Origin of the sequence: Streptomyces sp. NPDC057854, assembly GCF_042797055.1 — a bacterium.
GTDB lineage: Bacteria > Actinomycetota > Actinomycetes > Streptomycetales > Streptomycetaceae > Streptomyces.
Map to the genome: position 1 here is coordinate 378,845 of NZ_JBHVMF010000001.1, position 19,928 is coordinate 398,772.

Annotated in this window: 18 protein-coding genes, 2 pseudogenes and 1 riboswitch; of the genes and pseudogenes, 9 read left to right on the top strand and 11 right to left on the bottom strand. The window is 73.4% G+C overall.

All coding sequences use genetic code 11. The features are described 5' to 3' along the window. Positions 1-439: 439 nt before the first annotated feature. Complete coding sequence (locus tag ACFVQZ_RS01705) at positions 440-772, bottom strand: cold-shock protein (RefSeq protein WP_383618786.1); 333 nt, start codon at positions 770-772, stop codon at positions 440-442. A gap of 534 nt (positions 773-1,306) precedes the next feature. Next, a complete protein-coding gene (locus tag ACFVQZ_RS01710) occupies positions 1,307-2,251 on the bottom strand; it encodes a TIGR03620 family F420-dependent LLM class oxidoreductase (RefSeq protein ID WP_383619525.1) in 945 nt (314 codons plus the stop codon). Between ACFVQZ_RS01710 and ACFVQZ_RS01715 the strand changes: the two genes are divergently transcribed. Together ACFVQZ_RS01715 and ACFVQZ_RS01720 are read left to right on the top strand one after the other, a co-directional pair. Further along, entirely contained in the window at positions 2,176-2,436 is a 261-nt protein-coding gene (locus ACFVQZ_RS01715) for a hypothetical protein (RefSeq protein WP_383618787.1), read from the top strand. The genes ACFVQZ_RS01710 and ACFVQZ_RS01715 overlap by 76 nt on opposite strands. 39 nt (positions 2,437-2,475) lie before the next feature. Further along, positions 2,476-2,905, top strand: a pseudogene (locus tag ACFVQZ_RS01720) (FAD-dependent oxidoreductase); the annotation flags it as partial. Between the two features lie 277 nt (positions 2,906-3,182). Here the strand turns inward: ACFVQZ_RS01720 and ACFVQZ_RS01725 are convergent. After that, a complete protein-coding gene (locus ACFVQZ_RS01725; protein ID WP_030493090.1) occupies positions 3,183-3,410 on the bottom strand; it encodes a DUF6296 family protein in 228 nt (75 codons plus the stop codon). 67 nt (positions 3,411-3,477) lie between these two features. Then, positions 3,478-4,038, bottom strand: coding sequence for a TerB family tellurite resistance protein (locus ACFVQZ_RS01730; protein ID WP_030493089.1), 561 nt, complete (start codon positions 4,036-4,038; stop codon positions 3,478-3,480). Between the two features lie 360 nt (positions 4,039-4,398). Between ACFVQZ_RS01730 and ACFVQZ_RS01735 the strand changes: the two genes are divergently transcribed. After that, positions 4,399-5,400 carry an LAETG motif-containing sortase-dependent surface protein gene (locus ACFVQZ_RS01735; protein ID WP_383618789.1) on the top strand — a complete coding sequence of 334 codons (1,002 nt, stop codon included), beginning with the start codon at positions 4,399-4,401 and terminating at the stop codon, positions 5,398-5,400. 635 nt (positions 5,401-6,035) lie between these two features. After that, the gene (locus ACFVQZ_RS01740) at positions 6,036-6,236 is read left to right on the top strand and encodes a peptidoglycan-binding domain-containing protein (RefSeq protein WP_030493087.1); all 201 of its coding nucleotides are present in this window, start codon (positions 6,036-6,038) and stop codon (positions 6,234-6,236) included. Positions 6,237-6,390: 154 nt separating this feature from the next. On the opposite strand, the gene ACFVQZ_RS01745 is transcribed toward ACFVQZ_RS01740, so the two are convergent. The 3 genes from ACFVQZ_RS01745 to ACFVQZ_RS01755 are packed head-to-tail and all read right to left on the bottom strand — an operon-like array spanning position 6,391 to position 9,338. After that, positions 6,391-7,413 (bottom strand): ABC transporter substrate-binding protein, encoded by a 1,023-nt coding sequence (locus ACFVQZ_RS01745; protein ID WP_030493086.1) that lies wholly within the window; start codon positions 7,411-7,413, stop codon positions 6,391-6,393. Between the two features lie 15 nt (positions 7,414-7,428). Next, on the bottom strand, positions 7,429-8,241 hold the full coding sequence (locus ACFVQZ_RS01750; RefSeq protein ID WP_383618792.1) for an ABC transporter ATP-binding protein: 813 nt from the start codon (positions 8,239-8,241) through the stop codon (positions 7,429-7,431). Beyond that, on the bottom strand, positions 8,241-9,338 hold the full coding sequence (locus tag ACFVQZ_RS01755; RefSeq protein WP_107645387.1) for an iron ABC transporter permease: 1,098 nt from the start codon (positions 9,336-9,338) through the stop codon (positions 8,241-8,243). Before ACFVQZ_RS01755 ends, ACFVQZ_RS01750 begins: the two co-directional genes overlap by 1 nt. A 114-nt stretch (positions 9,339-9,452) precedes the next feature. Further along, a riboswitch (cobalamin riboswitch) is annotated at positions 9,453-9,600 on the bottom strand. An 87-nt stretch (positions 9,601-9,687) separates the two neighbouring features. Between ACFVQZ_RS01755 and ACFVQZ_RS01760 the strand changes: the two genes are divergently transcribed. The 4 genes and pseudogenes from ACFVQZ_RS01760 to ACFVQZ_RS01775 all read left to right on the top strand — a co-directional run bounded on the left by ACFVQZ_RS01760 (position 9,688) and on the right by ACFVQZ_RS01775 (position 13,695). Continuing rightward, positions 9,688-10,041 (top strand): hypothetical protein, encoded by a 354-nt coding sequence (locus ACFVQZ_RS01760; RefSeq protein WP_383618794.1) that lies wholly within the window; start codon positions 9,688-9,690, stop codon positions 10,039-10,041. Positions 10,042-10,050: 9 nt separating this feature from the next. Further along, positions 10,051-10,560, top strand: coding sequence for a helix-turn-helix domain-containing protein (locus ACFVQZ_RS01765; RefSeq protein WP_383618795.1), 510 nt, complete (start codon positions 10,051-10,053; stop codon positions 10,558-10,560). Positions 10,561-10,629: 69 nt separating this feature from the next. Next, positions 10,630-11,716 (top strand): annotated as a pseudogene (locus tag ACFVQZ_RS01770) (methyltransferase). 257 nt (positions 11,717-11,973) lie between these two features. Beyond that, complete coding sequence (locus tag ACFVQZ_RS01775) at positions 11,974-13,695, top strand: SpoIIE family protein phosphatase (protein ID WP_383618796.1); 1,722 nt, start codon at positions 11,974-11,976, stop codon at positions 13,693-13,695. 71 nt (positions 13,696-13,766) lie between these two features. On the opposite strand, the gene ACFVQZ_RS01780 is transcribed toward ACFVQZ_RS01775, so the two are convergent. Continuing rightward, positions 13,767-16,163 (bottom strand): NACHT domain-containing protein, encoded by a 2,397-nt coding sequence (locus ACFVQZ_RS01780; RefSeq protein WP_383618798.1) that lies wholly within the window; start codon positions 16,161-16,163, stop codon positions 13,767-13,769. A gap of 297 nt (positions 16,164-16,460) precedes the next feature. Here ACFVQZ_RS01780 and ACFVQZ_RS01785 point away from each other — a divergent pair, with 297 nt between their 5' ends. Further along, positions 16,461-17,159 (top strand): TetR/AcrR family transcriptional regulator, encoded by a 699-nt coding sequence (locus ACFVQZ_RS01785; protein ID WP_383618800.1) that lies wholly within the window; start codon positions 16,461-16,463, stop codon positions 17,157-17,159. A gap of 160 nt (positions 17,160-17,319) precedes the next feature. On the opposite strand, the gene ACFVQZ_RS01790 is transcribed toward ACFVQZ_RS01785, so the two are convergent. Genes ACFVQZ_RS01790 through ACFVQZ_RS01800 form a run of 3 tightly spaced genes read right to left on the bottom strand, consistent with a single transcriptional unit; the run spans position 17,320 to position 19,926 of the window. Next, complete coding sequence (locus ACFVQZ_RS01790; RefSeq protein ID WP_051787481.1) at positions 17,320-18,093, bottom strand: SDR family oxidoreductase; 774 nt, start codon at positions 18,091-18,093, stop codon at positions 17,320-17,322. Further along, positions 18,086-19,384, bottom strand: a complete 1,299-nt coding sequence (locus ACFVQZ_RS01795) for an MFS transporter (protein ID WP_383619528.1) — start codon at positions 19,382-19,384, stop codon at positions 18,086-18,088. Before ACFVQZ_RS01795 ends, ACFVQZ_RS01790 begins: the two co-directional genes overlap by 8 nt. A gap of 5 nt (positions 19,385-19,389) precedes the next feature. Beyond that, positions 19,390-19,926 carry a quercetin 2,3-dioxygenase gene (locus ACFVQZ_RS01800; RefSeq protein ID WP_383618802.1) on the bottom strand — a complete coding sequence of 179 codons (537 nt, stop codon included), beginning with the start codon at positions 19,924-19,926 and terminating at the stop codon, positions 19,390-19,392. Positions 19,927-19,928 lie beyond the last annotated feature (2 nt).

Below are 19,928 nucleotides of genomic sequence, written 5' to 3' on the forward strand. Positions count from 1 at the left end.
CCTCGGGGCCCGCCACGCGCCCGACGGTGCGTTGCCCAGCGGCGAACAGGCGCTACGTCACCACAAGGGCGCCGGGCCCCTGATGGAGGGAGACCGCGGGCAGGGTGAGCCAGCGACCGCCCTGGCGGCGTTGACCGCGACGGTCCCCAGGGTCCCCGTACGGCGCGTGAAACGCGCGGCAGAGTTGCGGCGGTAACGAGCGCCTGATGGCTGCGGCTATCCCGTTCACGGGCGGCCGCGCGCACGATGGGTGATCGCTCAGCACGGGACGGTCTGGCGAGAGACTCCCACCTCGGCGGACGTCTTGCGGGGGGTGCGCCGCGTTCGCCTCCCTTCTGTGATCACGGGCTGTCCAACGACACACAAGAAGTCCAACGCTTCCGATACCCCACCAATGTGAGCGCTAACAATGCGATCGGTCGCCCGTAGGACAGGACGATCAGGTGTCGAAGGTGATATCGAGGCTGGACGAGTAGCCCGGTCCCCCGGCGCTCCCGCGGTCTCCCGGCAGTGGCTCGGGCGCCGACGGCCAGATGCGCACAACCCTCCAGCGGAACCGGTCTTGGTCAGCCCCCTCCACCGAGAAGGTGACCGCCTCTCCAGCGGTCAGCGCGCGGAACCCCTCGGCCTCGACGGCCGAGTGGTGCGCCCACACGCCGCCCGGCAGGGTGGGGGTCACCAGGACACCCCACCCCTCCTCGCTGTGCCAGTCACTCACGTGCCCGTCGAGCACGTCTCCGGACGTCACGTCGGACACGGCTCGCTCGGACACACTTCCCCCTGTTTCGTCGATCGTCGGCCCGGACATGGACGTACCGCTGGTCAGGCAGCACACGGCCGGTGATCGCAATCTACCAACGCGGCCGGTGGCACTCGCCGGCGTGAGAACGGCCACACCCTCACGGTATCGGCGGCCCCAGGCGTGCCGCCCTTGCGAACGGTGATGTCCTCGGCCTTGTCGGTGACGTGAGGTCGACAGCCTCCGCCGAGGCCTGACGGCCTCACGTCTCTCATCGACCGGCGTCAGGCAGCCACGCCGAACGTGTCGAACTCCGAGCCGTTCCCTGTCTCCCGCCGGACCCTGCCCGCCGGAGTGCGGCGCGTACGGGAGGTTCGACCCACCGATTCTCCCCGCACGAGCCGCGCCTCGGTTGACGAATACCGTACTCCGGTACACGTTGGCGCGCCGCAGCAGGACGATTGCCACCACGGCGGACTTGTCGCCACCGCGGAGCAGCGAGGAGGCCACGGCGTCCCGTCCGCGCCGCGGTCGGCTTGTTCCCAGTCCGCCGGCCGCGTCCGGCGATCAGGTGCTGGGGCGTGAGGCGGCCACCTGGGTACGACGGGGCAGCACAGCGGGGGCGAGCTCGCGCCATTCCCGCAGTGGCGGCCGCGTCGGCGTAGCGGTCAGTACTTGGAGGCAGATGTGGTCGGCTCCCGCTTGGAGGTGGTGCTGAACGCGTCGGCGGATCGCTTCCGCATCTCCATGGGCGACGATCGCGTCCACCAGCCTGCGGCTCGGGCCGCCGACGATGTCCTCGTCCCCGAAGCCGAGGCGGCGTACGTTCGCCTCCTGGTGCGGTGCCATGGCCAGGTATGCGGCGACGTGCGCCGTCGCCACCTCCCGGGCCCGGCCGAGGTCGTGGTCGAGCACGACGGCCTGCTCGACGGCGAGATACGCGTCCGGTCCCATGATCTGGCGTGCCCGTGCCGTGTGTTCGACGGGCACGAAGTAGGTGTGGGCGCCCCAGGTGCGCTCGGCGGCCAGTTTCAGCATTCTCGGCCCCAGGGCGGCAAGCAGGCGCCGCGGGGAGGAGTGCGGCGTGGGGCCGTGGGCGGGTGAGGCGTCCATGGACTCCAGGTAGGAACGCATCGTGGTCACCGCCTTGCCGCGGGTCGGTACGGCGTATCCGTCGACGTGGTGAACGGTGTCGTCGACGCGGTGTCCGCCCAGGCCGAGGATGAAGCGCCCGGGGAACGCCTCGCCGAGGGTGCGTGCCGCGGCGGCGGTGGCTATCGGTTCGCGGAAGGCGATGTTGGCGATGCCCGAGGCGACGGTGAGGCGGCGGGTCGCCGACAGCAGCAGCCACGCCTGCCCTAAGCACGGACTCAGCCGACGGCGCCCTGGCCCGATGGCTGCGCGCCTTCCTGGCTCACGCCCGCGCCAACCACGGCATGGGAAGCGCGCTGATGGTCGACGACCCAGGTACGCCGGAGCTGGACTGCCATCAGCTGATCCTGAACGCGGCAGCCGGTCTGCTCATCCCAGCGCAGCGGCACGGCACCGCCCGCTCCGACCTGACCGCCGACGACTTGCTTCGGCTCGTCACGGGAATCGCCCTGTCCACGCCCCACGACGAAGACGCCGAAGCCGCCCGCCGACTCCTGGTCGTCGTTCTCGACGCTGTGTACGCAGCACCACGCCACACGCTCTGACTCCGCTTACGCTTCACGCCGAACGGGTGCGAAGCCACCCGCCCGCTCGCCACCCTGGAGGAGGCCCAGGGGCTCCGCGCGGCCCTCGACGCCACGCCTGCGGCGTCCCCGGTGACGGTGGTCGGCACCGGTCCCACCGGCATCGAGACCGCCGCCGAGCCGGCGGATGGCGGCCGCCGGGTGACCCTGGTCTGCGGCGGCGTCCTCGGCCCGTCCCTGCATACCCGGGGCCGGCGCTCGGTCGCGAAGCGCCTGGAAGCTGGGTGTGACGGTGATCGACGGCTCGGAAGCGAAGGTGACGGCCGTGACCGCGGACAGCGTGCGGCTCGCGGACGCCCGTGAGCTGCCGAGCGAGGTCACCATCCGGACCGTCGGCGTCAGCGTTCCCGACCTGGCCGCGCGCAGCGGACTGAGCACCGACGCCGTAAACCGCCTGGTCACGGACAAGACGCCGACGAGCGTGGACGACTGCCCCCGCCGGCCCTGAGGGGAACGCGCGGCGGGTGGCCTGGCGCGCGTATGTGGCTGCACACCGTAGTTCTGTGGCCGAAGGTGCGGCCGACCACCATGCGGAGGTCTCCGCAGATGGGTCGAGCGCCCCCGTCCGCACCCGGGGCGAGAACGCCGATGGACGGTTCGGCAAGGGCTCCACCACCGGCGGCATCAGCCGGATCCGGAACGCGGGGCCGGTGGTCGTGGCACGGGACAGGCCGGATGCTCCCGCCGCGCTGATTCTGCGCCCGCCCTCACCTCCGCGGGCGGGCCGCCACCGGGGAGGAGGGGGCCTGGTGGCCGCCGCTCGCGAGCATGCGGATGTCGCCCCGCTCGCTGATCTCCGCGCGCACGATGCCCGTCTCGTCCTCGTAGACCGGGCAGCCGCCCGGCCCGGCGCGCTGTGTGCGGCGGACCACGACCACGTCGTCGGTGGCCGCCGATTCCTGGAAGACGAGCTCGTAGCTCTCGGGATATTCCATGGGTACCACCACCTCTCTCATCGTGCCCCGCACCCCGGTCACGCGCCTCTTCGCCGAGGTGGGCGGGTCAGATGCCGAATTCCGCCGCCGACAGGCCGAGCGCCGCGCACGCCTCGCGGATGATCTGCTCCTCGGCGGGCTCGATGAAGCCGTCCGCACCCGCGATCACGATGCCGGTCTGGATGACGGCCCGCGCCTCGGCGGGTTTCTTCGCCACCTTGCGGACCTCCTGGAGCACCACGTCCTTGCCCAGGACGAAGCCGGCCGAAAGCTGGTCGACGTGCTGGTGGAACCGCTGGCGGAGCTGGTCGGCGGGGAAGTTCTGGAGGACGTCGTTGGTGAGGATGAGCGATTCGACGTGCCGGCGCTCGGCCGGGTCGATCCGCCCGTCGGCGGCGGCCACCAGCGCGCACATGGCCATGCTGGCGTCCCGGAAGGCGCCGCTCTTCAGCTCCGTCTTCAGCGACGTGAGCTGCAGCTTCAGCGCGCTCACGAGCTCGGCCCTGGAACCACCACCACCGGGCCGCGCGCCCGACGGCGCGTGGCCGCCGGGGCCGCCGCCGCGCGTCCCCTGTGCCTGCTGGAGAGTCCTGCTCGCCTGGTCCTTGAGCCGATCCCACATCGCCACTCGTGCCACCCCGGTTTCCGCCATGCCGTCGGTCGTCGGCCACGTGTCATCACGCACCACTCTGGCCAACGCCTTCCCCCTGCGATGAAGTTCCGCCGCCTCGCCGGGGTGGCACCCTCAGCACACGGGCGACTGCGCTGCGGGCACGGGCCGGAGCGAGCTCCGGCCCGCCGGGAACGGTCCCGAGTCCGAGATCATTTTGTTAGCGGTGAAAGCATTGACGGCAATAGTTGAGTGCTTGACGATCAGGGCGGTCGGCGCATCTGTCTTCGCCGGCCGATTCCTTTCGTCCTTCGGCCGGCGCCCGTGCCGTGAGCGGCACCAGCGCCGGCTGAAGGCTGCTCAAGAGCGGAAGAACGTATGTCTGCAGCAGTTGCGGCGCGGCGCGCCGTTGTCGGTGGCATGGCCGCCGTGTGTCTGACCCTCGGTGGCGGTACGGCGGCCTGGGCGCAGGGGACACCGGGCGGCGAGGGCTGGGAGGGCCGCGGCGCCCGCGCGTACACGGCCGAGGACGCGGTGCCGGCCCAGGACCTGAGCGGCGACTGCGAGTTCTCCCTGGACGGTCAGGCGTGGGCCGCCGCCGTGAAGGTGGACGACATGTCGCTGAAGCCCGGCGCCGACGGCAAGGTGCACCTCCAGGTCCGGGCCGCCGGCGACCGCGCCGGCTGCACCGTCTCCCTCGCCTCCTACCGCACCCACGGGGCCACCTGGAACACCTCCGGGCTGCAGGTCTTCCACGACTTCGACACCGTGTCGGTGAAGGGCGCCGAGACCGGGTCCCTCGACATCGCCGTCCCCGACGCGGGCTGCTACGCCCAGGTCGACCTCTACCGCGGCAGTGTGAAGTACGACGGGGTGCAGGACGCCGAGGACGGACTGGTCCACGGCGACCTGCCCGAGGGGCCGGGCCGGCCGGTCATCAAGGAGAAGAACATCAGCTGGTGGAACGGCGGCACCCGCGACTGCACCGCCGGCACCGCCGAGCCGACCCCCACCGCGACCACGTCCGCTCCCGCCGGGCAGGAGCCCGCGCCGACGTCCGCGCCGACGACCACGGCCCCGGCCGCGACCACCGCGGCTCCGGCGTCCCCGACCACCTCCTCGGAACCGTCCGGTTCGGCGGCCCCGGCCACGCCGACGGCCTCGGCCACCGTGTCGGACGGCCCGGCCCCGTCCGAGGAGTCCTCCGGAGCCCCGTCGCCGTCCTCGTCCCCCGCCACGGCCCCGGCCGGGTCCGAGGGTGACCTGGCCGAGACGGGCGGCGGGAACGTCACCGTGATCGCTGCCGCCGCCTCGGTCCTGCTGCTCGCCGGCGCCGGCCTGGTCGTCGTCCGCCGCCGCCGCGCCGACAGCCGCGCCTGACCGCCGATCCGCAGCTCCGCAGCTCCACAGCTCCGAAAGAACGCAGCATGCCCCATCGCCCCGACGAGGTTTCCTCCGTCGTTCCCTCTTCCGGAGACCTCGCCGGGGCGAGCCGGCCCGACGGATTCGGCCCCCCTGCCGGACGCGCGGCACCCCACAGTGGGCGCCGCCGCCGCTTCCGGCCCGGCCGGTATCTGGCGGCGGCCGGTGTCCTGACCGCCCTCTGCGTGGGCGGCGCCCTGCACGTCCTGGGGGGCGATACGCCGCCGGGCCCGGCACAGTCGCAGGTACGCCGCACGCTGCCGAGCATGAACGTGCCCGCGGCCCCCGCCTCCGCGCCTCCCTCAGCCCTTCCCACCGCCTCTGGACCGGTCGCCGCGTCCGCGAAGACGGCCCCGAGCGCCACCGCCCCGGTCCCCGGAGAACCGGGCCGGACACCCTCCGGCGCGACTCCGTCCGCCGACGCGCCGAAGCCCGCCGGATCCGCCCCAACCCCCGCCGTATCCGCCGCCCCACCGCGCGTCCCTGCCGAGGACTCCGGCAACGAACCCGGCTGGACAGACGGAAGCCTGACACCGAGTCCGCCCCGGAACACGACCGGTTCACCGGCGCCTGCCGAACCACGCACCCTCCGCATGGGCGACAGCGGCCCCGACGTGACACGACTGCAACAGCTGCTCTTCGGCCAGGGTTTCACCTACGTCACCACCACCGGAACCTACGACAAGGCGACCCGCCGCGGAGTCGCGCAGCTCCAGCGCGACCGCGGTCTGTCGGGGGATCCCGAGGGTGTGTACGGGCCCGACACCCGGGCCTCCCTCGAAGGAGGAACGTGAACACCGAACTCCCGCGCCCTCCACGGCGGTTCCTGTCGGTCGCCGACGGGTACCTCGACGACCTGGCCCGCCGCGTCGCCTGGAGCCGGGCCGACCGCCACCTCTTCGGGTAGGCCGGCCGGCTCCGGCCGCCGAGGTGTCGCCGTTCGTCAGGTCACGAGGCGAAACGCCTCAGGTCCGCGGCGAGCGAGGCGATGGCCGCGGGGTTGCGCGGGCTCTCCACCAGCTCGGCGTAGTCGAGGACGACGATCCGGTCGTTCTTCACGGCCGAGACGCCGGCGAGCGGCGGGTAGGACTTCAGGAACCGGCGCTTCTGCTCCGCGCTGGTGTCACCGTAGTCGTTGATCACGATCACCTCGGGGTCGCGCTCGACGACGGTCTCCCAGCCGACCGTCGCCCAGCTGTCTGCGAGGTCCTTCATGACGTGGTCCCCGCCCGCCTTGGTGATGATGTCGTGCGGCCCGGCGTACCGGCCCGACGTCAGCGGCTTGTCCTGCCCGTCGTCGTAGAGGAAGACGCGCGGACGGTCGGCGCCCTTCAGGGCCGTGGCCTGTGCGTCGGCCACCGTCTTCTCGAAGCCGGCGACGAGGGCTTCCGCGCGTGCCTCGACGTCGAAGATCCTTCCCAGGTTCCGCAGGTCGGTGTACAGCGCTTCGAGCGGCGGCATCACCCCCCGTGCCTTTTCCCGCCCGTTGCGGCACGACTCGCTCAGCAGGTACGAGTCGATGCCCACCTTCTCCAGCTGGGCGGGGGTGAAGCCCTCGCCTTCGTTGAAGCCGTAGTTCCAGCCCGCGAAGACCAGGTCGGCGCGGGCGTCGAGCACCAGCTCCTTGTTGATCGTCTTCTTCGAGAGCCACGTGGTCTTGCTGTAGCCGTCCTTCCAGGGGACGGACGTGAGGTCGCCCCTGTCGTCGGGCATCACGTAGCCCGCCATGTGGTCCTCGAGCCCGAGCGCGAACATGATCTCGGTGATCCCCACGTCATTGGTGACCACGCGCTGCGGGGCCTTGTCGTAGCTCTTCTTCCGGCCGCAGTTCTCGATGGTGACCGGGTAGTGCCCGTCGCGGGCCTCGGCACCACCCCCCGCGCCGTTCTCCGGGGTGACCTGCGCTCCGCAACCGGTGAGCACCAGGGCGGCGGCGAGGGCGAGCGCGGCGGGGCGTACGGACTTCGGCATGGTGGCGACGACTCCTCAGGAAGCGGGACGGGAGGACGGAAGACGGTCGAAGAGCAGCTGCACGGCGCCGGTCTCGGGATGCGGCACCCGGTGGGCCCGTACGCCGAAGACCTCGGCCAGCAGCGCGGGCGTGAGCACCTCGTGCGGAGCGCCGGAGGCGACGATCCGGCCCCTGTGGATGACATAGAGCACGTCGCAGTGGAGCGCGGCGAGGTTGAGGTCGTGCAGTGCGGTGAGCACGGTCACGCCGTCCCCGGGCTCCGTCCTGGGGGACCCCCAGTCGCGCACGAGGGCCAGGACCTCCAGCTGCTGGGCGATGTCGAGGTGGTTGGTCGGCTCGTCGAGAACCAGGACGCGGGGCTGCTGGGCGAGCGCCCGGGCGATCAGGACCCGTTGCTTCTCGCCGCCGGAGAGGGTGAGGAAGCCGCGGTCGGCGAGGTGGCCGGCGCCGACCCGAAGCAGCGCCGCCTCGCACGCCTTGCGGTCCTCGTCGGTCGTCCGTGCCACCGGCCCCTGGTGCGGCAGCCGCCCCATCGCCACGACCTCGGCGACCGTGAAGTCGAACTCGGTGACCGCCTCTTGGGGCAGGGCGGACAGCCGGCGGGCGCCTTCGCGCGCGCTGAGGGAGTGCAGGTCCTCACCGCCGAGCCGTACCGTGCCCGCCGTGGGGCGCAGGGCGCGGTACACGCAGCGCAGCAAGGTGGACTTGCCGCTGCCGTTGGGCCCCACGAGGCCGACGACCTGCCCGCCGTCCGCGGACAGGGTGACCTCCTCGACCAGCCGCGCGCCGGCGATCTCGACCGTCAGGACGTCGATGTCGACCCGCATCACTTGCCTCCGAAGGTGTAGGAGCGGCGGCGCATCAGCAGGACGAAGCACGGGACGCCGATGACGGCGGTCAGCACGCCCACCGGCAGCTCGACGGGCGCGAGCACCACCCGCGACAGGATGTCCACCCAGATCAGCAGTACGGCTCCGGAGAGGGCCGCGACGGGCAGCAGCCGGCGGTGGTCCGCGCCGACCAGCATCCGCGCGGCGTGCGGAACCATGAGGCCGATGAAGCCGATCGCCCCGCTCACCGCGACCACGGCGCCGGTGACGGCGGCGCAGACCAGGAACAGCTCCTTGCGCAGCCTCCCCGCGTCCACCCCCAGGGCGGCCGCGGTCTCGTCGCCCATCGCCAGCGCGTTCAGGCGACGCGCCGACACCATGAGGTGGGCGAGACCGGCGAGGACGGCTCCCGCGGCGATCGGCACGGAGGCCCAGCTGGCTCCGCCGAGGCTGCCGAGCAGCCACATCATCGCGGAGCGGGCCGCCTCGCCGCGTTCCGCCGCGAACACCATGAACGCGGTGACGGCCGAGAAGCCGTAGTACATCGCGGTGCCCGTCAGCACCAGCCGAAGCGGGGTCAGGCCGCCGGCGGTGCGGGCGATCGCGTAGACCAGCGCCATGGCGAGGAGCGCGGAGAGGAAGGCCGCCGTGGACAGGGCCCACAGTCCGAGAGCACCGAAGGCGCCGAAGAGGAGGACGGCGTTGGCGCCGACGGCCGCGCCGGAGGAGATGCCGAGGACGAACGGGTCGGCGAGGGCGTTGCGGACCATGGCCTGGACGGCGACTCCGATGGCCGCCAGTCCGGCTCCGACGACCCCGGCCAGCACGGCTCGCGGAAAGCGCAGTTCCCACACGATGGTGTAGGCCGCGACCTCGTCCGCCGATATCGCTCCGCCGGTCAGCCCGGCCCACAGAAAGCGCAGCACCTGTCCCCAGGACAGCCCCGAGGCCCCCAGTCCCGCCCCGCACACGACGGAGAGCAGGAGACCGGCGGAGAGGACCGGAAGGAGAAGCGGCAGTGACACGCGCCGGGACGGCGCGGAGTCGGCTCCGCTGCGGGCCGTGGGGAGGGGCGGCGCGGGTGTGCGTTCCAGGGGTGTGACCACCGGCGGGTCGCCTTCGCTCGGGCCGTGCACCTGCTGGAGCAAAGGAGCAGCCCGGGACGCGGGGCGCCCTGCGCAGCACCCTCTCGCAGTCCACGGCGATTCGACAGGGGCCTTCACCACCGCGGGTAATCGGGCTCACGGCGCCACGAGTCGGGCTCCGTCTACCGTTGCGGGTCAGCGCCGGACTTCGACCGGACTTCCCCCGCGGGGCTCTCGCAGCATAGCGCGTACGGCGAGACCGCCCTCCGTGGCCCTCGCGCGACCGTGGACGCTCCGCGCATCGGCCCGGGGAACTTTCTTCCAAGACGGGGCGGGCCGGGTCCGTCAGGGTGGGGGCATGCACAGCGACGACGTGGATGCGGAGGCTCGGGCCGTGGCCGCGGCCCTGGCCGTGGACCAGGGTTCCGGCGGCGGTCATGCGGCCGACAGCGGGTGGGAAGTGGCACGGCCCGCGGGCGTGCCCGCCGTTCCCGGTGTCCGGATGGCCGGATTCCGGGACCGCGTCGGCCGGCCGCTGGACCTGCGGGTGCTGCCCCAGCCGGCCGTGGTCGTCGTCATCGGCCTGGGAGACGCCCCGTTCACGGTCGAGGGCGGCACCGCGCCACGGCCCACGGCGCGCCCGAGCGCTCATCCCGGCCTGGTCGCTTCGTTGTCGCCCGGTCCCACGCGGATCCACGGCCGGGACGTCTAGTGCGTCGAGATGTGCCTGTCGCCCGGCACCGCTTACGCGCTGCTGGGTGTGCCGCCGCACGAACTGCGCGGGGCGGTCGCCGGCCTGGACGACCTGTGGGGGCGGCAGGAACGGCAGCTCCGCGAACGGGTCGCCGCCGCCACCACGTGGCAGGAACGTTTCACGCTGGTCAGCGAGTTCCTCGCCCGCCGGGCCGCCCGGGGCCGGGCGATGACGCCCGAGGTCGCCGGTGTGTGGGACACCATCGTGGCGCACGGCGGCCGGGTACGGGTCGACGACCTCGCCGCGTCCTGCGGGTGGAGCCGCAAGCGGCTGTGGTCCCGGTTCACGGCCCAGGTCGGCCTCACGCCCAAGCGCGCCGCCATGCTCGTCCGCTTCGACCGGGCCGCCCGGGCCCTGCGCGCGGGCGGCAGCGCCGCGGACGTCGCCCTGGCGCACGGATACGCCGACCAGTCCCACCTCCACCGCGACGTCCTCGCCTTCGCCGGGTGCACCCCGACTGCCCTGGCCGGCCTCTGACCCCTGCCCCGGAACAACCCCGTCATCTCATCCCTCCCGACGAGGAAGGAAGTGTCATCCGTGACCACCATGGACACCGCCACGACCGCCACCGCCGCCTCCACCGCCCAAGAGGCCAGGGACGACCGAGGTCTGATCGTCCGGCTCGCCTTCGGAAGCATGGCCTCGCAGACCCTGCGCGCCGCGTTGCGGCTCGGAGTCTTCGACCTGATCGGCGACGGCGGACGGCCGGCCGGCCGGCGAGGTCGCCGCCGACGCGGGAGCCGCGCACCAGCCCATGACGAGGCTGCTGCGCGCCCTGGCGGGACTGGGCCTGCTGGAGGAGCACGCATCCGACACGTTCTCGGTGACCGCCGCCGGCGCCCTTCTCCGTGCCGGCCGCCCCGACTCGCTCCTCTCGTTCGCCCGCATGTTCACCGACCCGGCGATCGTGCGGGCCTGGGACGGCCTGGACAGCAGCGTCCGCACCGGTGGCGTCGCGTTCGACGCCGTCTTCGGCACCGACTTCTTCAGCCATCTCGGCCGGCACCCCGAGCTGTCCGCCGACTTCAACGCGGCGATGAGCCAGGCCTCCGGGGAGACCGCCGCCGTGCTGCCGTACGCCTACGACTTCGGCCGGTTCACGTCGGTCACCGACGTCGGCGGCGGCGACGGAAGCGTCCTGGCCGGCGTACTCGCCGCGCACCCGGCGCTCCTCGGCGTCCTCCACGACACCGAGGAGGGTCTGGCCCAGGCACCGGAGACGCTGGACCGGCACGGAGTGGCGGACCGCTGCTCCCTGGCCGCGGGCGACTTCTTCCACTCCGTGCCGGGCGGCTCGGACCTGTACCTGATCAAGAGCGTCCTGCACGACTGGTCGGACGATCAGGCGGTCACGATCCTCGGCCACTGCCGCGAGGCGCTGCCGCCCGGCGGCCGCGTGCTGATCGTGGAGCCGGTGCTTCCCGACGTCGTGGGCACCGGCGCCGCCGCGCACGCCGCGGACGGCGGGATCACGTACCTCAGCGACCTCAACATGCTGGTGAACCTGGGCGGGAGGGAACGTACCCGCGGGGACTTCGAGGAGGTGTGCCGCCGCGCGGGGCTGTTCGTGGTGTCGGCGACGCCGCTGCCGGAGGCGGCCCCCTACTACCTGATCGAGACCATGGCCCGCTGACGCCGACGCGCCGCCCTCCGGCCGGTGCCGGGTGGGCGCACCGCCCTGCCCCGGGGCTCGGCCGTGCTTCCGGTGCCGTGTGGGCGCGGGACGTGGTGGCCGGGGCCCACCGTGTACGGTGCCTGTGTTACTCAGCCGTCCCTGAGCAGCGACAGCGCCGTGTCCCCGCGTGGCTGCCGGTGCCGTGGCCGGCCCCGCCGTCCGGCCTGGGGCCGGGCACCGGGCGCACTGGCCGTTCCGGAGCGTGGAGGTGCGGGATGCGGGACACGGCGGGGCCCGTGAGCCCTCGTGAGCGGTGGGGCACGCTGCAGCGGCTGCTGGGCGGGGCTCTGGACCGGCTGGGCGCCGGGGCCTACGCCGTGGACGCCGACTGGGCTCTGGTCGCCATGAACGCGCAGGCCGAGCTGCTGCTCGGCCTGAGCGCGGACGAGGTTCTGGGGCAGGACGCGCACGAGCTCCTCCACCGGGACGCCAACGGGATGCGCATGCCGCGCACCCAGTGTTCGATCATCGAAGCCTTCATGAGCGGCCAGGCGCGCCAGGAGAAGCAGGACTTCTTCGCGCGCGGCGACGGCACCCTGCTGACCGCGTCCTGGATGGTGAGCCCGTTGCGCTTCACCGCCCACGAGACCGGGGCCCTGGTGGTCTTCCACGCGTACGACCCGGCCGCCGTGCCCCTTCCGGCGTCCACCCTCCGTACGGGCCTGCTTCCCGAGCTGGAGCGGCTGGCCCTGCTGGCCGAGACCACCACGCGGCTGACGGCCACCCTCGACGTCAACGAGGCGCTGGACCGGCTGGTCAGGCTGGTCATCCCCATGCTGGCCGACTGGATGGTGGTCGACCTGATCACGGAGAGCGGCCATGTCCAGCGCACCCTCGTCGCCCATGGTGACGAGGGGGGCATCATCCGCCGGCCGGATCTGCAGGGGAGCCTGCTCTCCGTCCCCGAGACCTCTCCGCTGCCGCTGTCCCGGGCGCTGCGCGGCGCCGGGTCCACGCTGGCGACCCCGCAGACGTACCAAGGGCCGCCCGACACCCACATCGCCATCGAGCAGCGCCGGCTCTTCGAGGCCACCGGGATGCACTCCGCGGTCATCGCCCCCATCCGGGGCCTGCGCGAGGTTCTCGGCGCGCTGACCCTGGGCCGGTCCAGCCGCCCCGAGCCGTTCACGACCTCCGAGATCCCGCTCCTGGAGGACATCACCCGCCGCGCCGGTCTCGCGCTGGACAACGCCCGGCTCTACCAGCGTCAGCGCAAGGTCGCCGACACCATGCAACGCCACCTGCTGCCGCGGCTGCCGAGCGTGCCCGGCCTGGAGATGAACGCCCGCTACCTCTCCGCCCCCTACGCCTCCCAAGTGGGCGGGGACTGGTACGACGTGTTCCGTCTGCCCGACCAGTCACTCGCCCTGGTGATCGGCGACGTCGCCGGGCACGATCTGGACGCCGCGGCCGGCATGGCCCAGCTGCGCAACATCCTGCGCGCCTACGCCTGGTCCCAGCAGGAACCGCCGAACGTCATCGTGGACCGCTTCGACCGGTCCCTCCCCCACATCACCAACGTGGGCATGGCGACGATGATCCTGGGCCGGCTCCAGCCCCGGTCCGACGGGCAGTGGGAGCTGCACTGGGCGAACGCGGGCCACCCTCCACCCCTGTTGGTCACCGCCGACGGCCGGAGCCGCCACCTGTCCGACGGGCACGGCATCCTGCTCGGCGCCCAGACGGGCCTCCGCCGCACCGACGCCACCTGCGTCCTGCCGCCCCGGTCGACCCTGGTGCTCTACACCGACGGGCTGATCGAGTCCCCGAGCCACCCCATCGACGACGGGCTGGAACGGCTGCGCCGCCGCGCCGCGCGTCACGCCGGCGACCCGCTGGAGAGCTTCATCGACGCCTTGATGGAGGCCCGTCCCTCCGACAACGACGACGACGTGGCCGTCCTCGCCCTCCGCGTGCCTCCGGCCGAGACCTCCTGACCCTGGACCGCGCCACCGATCCCGCACCGGCACCCGCCCGCACCGGGTCCTCCCCCGCACGCGGGCCGGCGTCAGCAGGTGCTCTCGGCCGCCTCCCGGAAGCGGTGAACGGCTTGTGCCGCCGCGCGGCGCTGTTCGGCCACCGCGGGTTCACCGGCGGCGGAGTCGAGCCGCGCGGCCCAGGACGCGAGTTCCTCCTCGGTCGCGCGGGCCGCGCGGACGACGCTGTCCGGGCAGATCAGGGACAGGTTCCCGCGGTGCTCCGCCAGCCCGCGGACCCCCTGCCGTACGCGGTGGGCCGCCGTCCGCGGGTCCGGCGCGTGGTCGCCGTCCAGGAGCGTCCGTTCCGCGGTGTCGACCGCCGCCGGGACGAGGCGCGGACGCCAGTACCGCCGCCACAGGTACTGCTCGAACTCGTCGTGCCGGAAGCGGAACGACGTGCCGTCCACCCGCAGCAGGCCGCCCTCGTGCGCCCAGGTCAGGAAGCGTCCGAGGCGCAGGGGGAGGCGCCGGCGCGCGGCCGCGCACACGAGGAAGACACGGTGCCGCCTGCCGTGCGCGGCGCCCCGGACGGTGCTCCAGGTCTCGACGGACGAGAGGCTCGTGAGGGGCATGCCGAGCACGGCCCCCGCGATCATCGCTCCCCACAGCGCCCCGGGGACGTCGGCAAGCCCGGTCACCTCGACGCCGACGAGGCGGTATCCCACCGACAGCCCGTACCCGCCGCCGGCCCACGCCCCGAGCAGCAGCCGGTTGGCCCGCGTGAGGTGGCGGAACGGGATGCCCAGCACCCGCCGGGGCGCGCTGACGTGCTCGATCCCGCCGGTGAGCAGGTCGTGCCGCCACGCCTCCGCCGCGGCGAGCGCGGTGGAGAGCATGAGCAGTCCGCACAGCATCAGGTCCGCGCTCAGTCCGACGGTGCCGAGCGCGAGCCCGGTGACGAGCAGGGCGACGGCGGTCGCCAGCGCCGCGTCCGCCCCGCGCACCAGGCGGCGGCCGCCCAGCGGCCACAGGCGGTGCGGCGTCAGGTCGGCGCGGCTGGCGGAGAGTGCGGGGAGGGACGGCGGCCGGCCCGCGAGGAGGTACGGGTCGGTCTCCCGGTGCGTGGCCAGCAGGGCGAGCCAGGAGTGGACCCGCGCGGCGTCGTGACGGCGGCGCGGTCGGGGGTGCGCGGCCAGCGCGGCGGGGAGGTACAGCGCCATCAGGTACTCCTCGGCCTCCGCCCGCATGTCCTCGGCGACCGGGGAGTCGACGGCCGCGCGCAGCCGTTCCCCGAGCGGCGCCCGGTCCCATTCCGCGGGCCACCAGGGGCGGTCGGCGTACTCCGCCGCGAAGCGCCGCAGCAGGGCCCGGTGGCCCCACCGGGACACGAGGTCGGCGGGATCGCCGCTGTCGTCCGGTACGTCGTCCCCACGGGCGTGGTAGGCCTGCGCGACGACCGTCAGGCGCCAGGGGGTGCGCAGTTCCCGGGCCAGCGGCCCGTCGGGGGCCGTACGGATGTCCTCCAGCAGGGGGTCCCACCGTTCGGTGCTCCCCCCGTCCAGCCAGGCGCTGTGCCGCAGGAGGTACGCCTGCGCCATCTCGCCCGGTATGTCGAGGAGTTCGGCCCGGGCCGCGCCGGCGAACGGAACCGGTGCCCCGAAGCGCTCGTACACGTGCGTCCGGCAGGTGAGGATCACGTTCCCCGGCCGCCGCCGGTTGACGCGGAGGTACGCGAGCAGCGCCCGCGCGCGGGGACGGGCGGTCTCGTCCCGGCCGTCCAGCTCGTCGAGGCCGTCGAGGACGAGGACCGCGTCGTCGATCACCTGCTCCACGAGCCGCGGGGACCGCGTGTAGACGCCCGCGACCTGCTCCACGAGCCAGCTCCGGAACGCCCGGTGAAACGCCTCGTCCGCCGGATCCGCCCCTTCCGGCGGACCGGTCCACGAGGACAGCGGCAGCAGGACGGGGACTCCGCACGCGCCCTCAGCGTGCCGGGCCGCCAGTTCCAGGGTGAGGGCCTTGGCGAGCAGCGACTTGCCGCTGCCCGATCCGCCGGTGACCGCGAGCCGCCGGCCGCCGCCCGCCGGCAGCGCCAGGTAGAGGTCCGCGACGCGTTCCCACTCCGTCTCGGAGACGGCCCCCGGCCCGCCGTCCGCGGCTCCCGGTGGCGGCGTGAAGCGGAGCCGGACCGGCATGACCACCCGGCTCGGGCCGAGGACGTTGTCGTACTGGCTCCGCTCGTGGGCGCGGACGGCCTTGGCGAGCGCGCCTGCCGCGCCGCTCTCCCGCTCCCGCAGGTACTGGCGGACGGCGAACGCGAGCCCCAGGCCGCCGAGGAGGGCGCCCAGCCCTCCCATCAGCGCGCCGAACGGGTCCACGTCCCCCTTCGGCAGCGAGCGGAACAGTCCGACGGCCCCGGCGCACACCAGCAGCACGCCCAGCACGCCGCCCGTGCGCCACCAGCGCGTGCGCGCCCGACCCCCCATGCAGAAAACCCCCTCCGCCCGTGGTCCCCGCCGCGCCTCCGCTCCCCGCGGCGACGACGGAACCACGGTAACCGGGATCGCGGCGCGGCAGGCGGGGGTGGGGAGGAACGGGTGGCGCGTGGGATGTCTTCGGGCTTCCGCCGGACGGCAAAGGCGGGGCAAAGGCGGGACGTAATGGCGGAGGGCGGAAAAAGCGCGCCCAATCGGCAATCACTTTATTAACGGCGTTTACTGTACCAGGGGTACGCTGCGAACCAAACACCGTATAGTTCTGCCCCCGACCAGGAGGACAGCAGCATGGAAACGAAGCCCACCCGTCGCGCGCGGCTCCGCCAGCAGACGATCGCGGAGATCAAGGAAGCCGCCCTGAAGGCGCTGGCGGAGTCGGGCCCTTCGGGCATCACGCTGCGGGGCATCGCCCGTGAGCTGGGCATGACGGCGGCGGCGCTGTACGGCTACTTCGACACCCGCGACCAGCTGATCTGCACCCTCGCGGCGGACGCGTACAACGAGCTGGCCGACTCCCACGAGGCCGCCCTGGCCGCGCTCCCGCCCGAGGAGGCGGCCGGACGCGTGCGCGCGGTCTGCGACACGTTCCGCACCTGGTCGGTCGCGAACCCGGCGGCGTTCCGGCTCATCTACGGCGACGGCCTGCCCGGCTTCAGCCCGCCGGAGGACGTCACCCGGGCGGCGCGACGCTGCTGTATGGCGCTGCTGGACGTGGTCGCCGGCGCCTGGGACCACGTACCGGCGGCACTGCGCGAGGACGAGGCCGAGTGGTCCGACTTCAAGGAGTCGCTGGCCTCCCCGGCCCGCGAGCAGTTCCCGCACCTGCCGCCGCAGGCGCTCGGGCTGACGCTGCGGATCTGGGGGCGGATGTACGGCCCGGTGATGCTGGAGGTGTTCGGCCACCTCGGCCAGCAGATCGTCGACCCGTCCGAGGTGTATCGCCGCGAAGTCGAGGCGATCATCGAAATGCTGGGTCTCAGCGAGTGATTTCCTGCGAATTACGCCCGCAGGGTGTCACGCGCCTCGCAATGACCGCCGGGAATCCGAAAGCATTGTGCGGCGCGTACGAAATCGGTGAGGGTCCTCCCCCAGCCGGGCCGTCGGAGCCGGGTCGTCCGCCGACGGCCCGGCTCCTGTGTCGCGCACGTCAGGCGGTGGTGCCGCCGTCCACCGCGAGGGTGGCGCCGGTGACGAACGCGGCGCCGGGCGAGACGAGATAGGCGACCGCCTCGGCGATGTCGGACGGAGCGCCGTACCGGCCAAGCGCGGTGCCGGCCCGCTGGAAGCCGGCCGTCGGCCCGTCGGCCGGGTTCATGTCGGTGTCGACCGGACCCGGGCTGACCTGGTTGACGGTGATCCCGCGCGGACCCAGGTCCCGCGCCAGCCCGCGGGTGAGGCCCAGGATCGCGGCCTTGCTCACGGCGTACGGGGTCATCCCGGCGCCCGGCACGCGCTCACCGAGGCACGAGCCGATGTTCACGATCCGGCCGCCGTCGGGCAGGTGCCGGGCCGCGGCCTGCGCCGTGAGCAGCGCGCCGCGCACATTGACGTGCAGCGTCCGGTCGACCACCTCGGCGGGTACGTCGGTCAGTTCGGCCCCGCTCAGGTCCATGTACCCGGCGTTGTTCACCAGGATGTCGAGCCGGCCGAAGTGCGCGACCGCCGCCTCCACGGCGGCGACCGGACCTTCGTGCCCGGCGGCGTCCGCCCGGATCGCCAGGGCCGTGCCGCCCGCGCGCTCGATCGCGGCGACCACCTCGTCGGCGGCCTCGGCGCCCCGGGTGTACGTGAGCGCCACCCGGATCCCGTCGGCGGCCAGCCTGCGGGCGATGCCGGCGCCGATGCCGCGGCTGGCGCCGGTCACCAGGGCGACCCGGTCCCCCGGCGCGGGGGCGGAGGACGGCGGGGTGGAGTCAGACACGGGTCGGCCTTTCGGTGGTCGGGAGCGAGGGGTCCGCGGCGGAGGGCGGCGCGGACGGGGCGGCGGAGGAGGCGTCGGAGGAGGCGTCGGAGGACGGGTCGGAGGACGGGTCGGAGGAGGCGGACGCCTCGGAGGGGGCCGACCGCGCGGTCCGGCGCAGCGCTTCGGGCAGCAGCGTCAGCAGTCCGAGGACCGCCATGGCCGCGCCCGTCCACAGCGGGGCGCGCAGGCCCCAGTGCGCGACGCCGATGCCGCCGACCCAGGACCCGACCACCACGCCGAGGGTGATGAAGGAGGTGTGGACGGTGTTGACCAGCGGGCGGTCGTTGGCCGTGCGCATGACGCGGGTCACCATCGCCGGGTTCATCGTCACGCCGACCAGACCGATGCCGGTCATCGCGGCGAGCGCCGTCGCCGGGTTGCCCGCGCCGAGCGCGAACACCGTCAGGAACACGGTGTTGAGCGCCAGACCGGTGCCGAGCACCGCCATGGTGTGGCGGTCGGCGAGCCGGCCCACCACGGCGTTGCCGAGGACGGTGGCGGCGCCGTAGAGCACCAGCAACAGGGGCACGGTGCCGGCGGCGAAGCCGGTGACGTCGGTGAGGATCGGCACGAAGTACGAGAAGGCGGCGAAGGTGGCGCCGATGATCAGCATGCTGGTGGCGAACGCGGCCCACAGCCGGGCGTTGCGGAAGGCGCCCAGTTCGGCCCGTACGGAGCCGCCGTCGCCGCCGGCCTCCTCCTTCGGCAGGGCCGGGACCGCGCCGCAGGTGACCGCCAGGGCGAGCGCGGCCAGCGCGGCCACCGCCCAGAACGCGAACCGCCAGCCGTACCGCTCCCCCGCGAGCTGCGACAGCGGAAGGCCGAGGACGGTGCCGACCATCAGACCGCCGAGCACGATGGAGGTGGCCCGGCCGCGCACCTCGGGCCCGGTGACGCGGACGCACACGGCGAGCGCGACGCCGAAGAACGCGCCGGAGGCGGCGCCGGTCACGAGCCGGGCGGCGACCATCAGACCGTAGCCCGTGGCGAGGGCGCCGAGCGCCTGGCCGGCGAGGAAGACGACGTACAGCAGGATCAGGGCGTTCTTCTGACGCAGCCTCAGCAGCAGGGCGGTCAGCAGGGGGCCGCCGAGGGCCATGGCCGCGGCGTAGACGGAGACCAGGTAGCCGATCTGCGGGATACCGGCGCCCAGGTCCTCGGAGAGCTGGGGCATGAGCCCGGCCACCAGGAACTCGCTGGTGACCATGGTGAAGATGCCCAGACCCAGGACGTAGATGGCGAAGGGCACGACGCTCACGCCCCGTTCGCGCCGCGGGCGGGCGACTCGGCGATCTGGTACGAGCCGAGCGATGCGGCGATCTCCTTGGCCCGGGGGTTGTCGGCCGGGTCGAAGACCGGGATCGGCTCACCGGGACGGGCCTCGACGCCGGCCTGGAGGAAGAACTCCTCGAAACCGCTCGGGGTGAAGATCAGCAACTGCTTGGCGGGGTGCAGGCCCTTGTTGCGGAAGCGGTGCACGGTGCCCTTGGGGACGAAGACGAAGTCGCCGGCCCGCACGTCGTACGTCTGCCCGTCGGCGAAGAACTCCAGCTCGCCTTCGAGGAGATAGAAGGCCTCGTCCTCGTTGCGGTGGTCGTGGGCGGGCGGCCCGCCGCCGGGCGGGACGGACGCCTCCAGCAGCGTGATGGTGCCGCCGGACTGCGCGGTGTCGACCTTGACGGTGTAGACGTCGCCGTTGAGCCAGACGGAAGGACCTCGGCCGGCGGGGATGTGCAGCACCTTGCCGACGGTCGGCGGGTGCTCGCCGTGGAGCTGTTCGTTCAGTGACATGG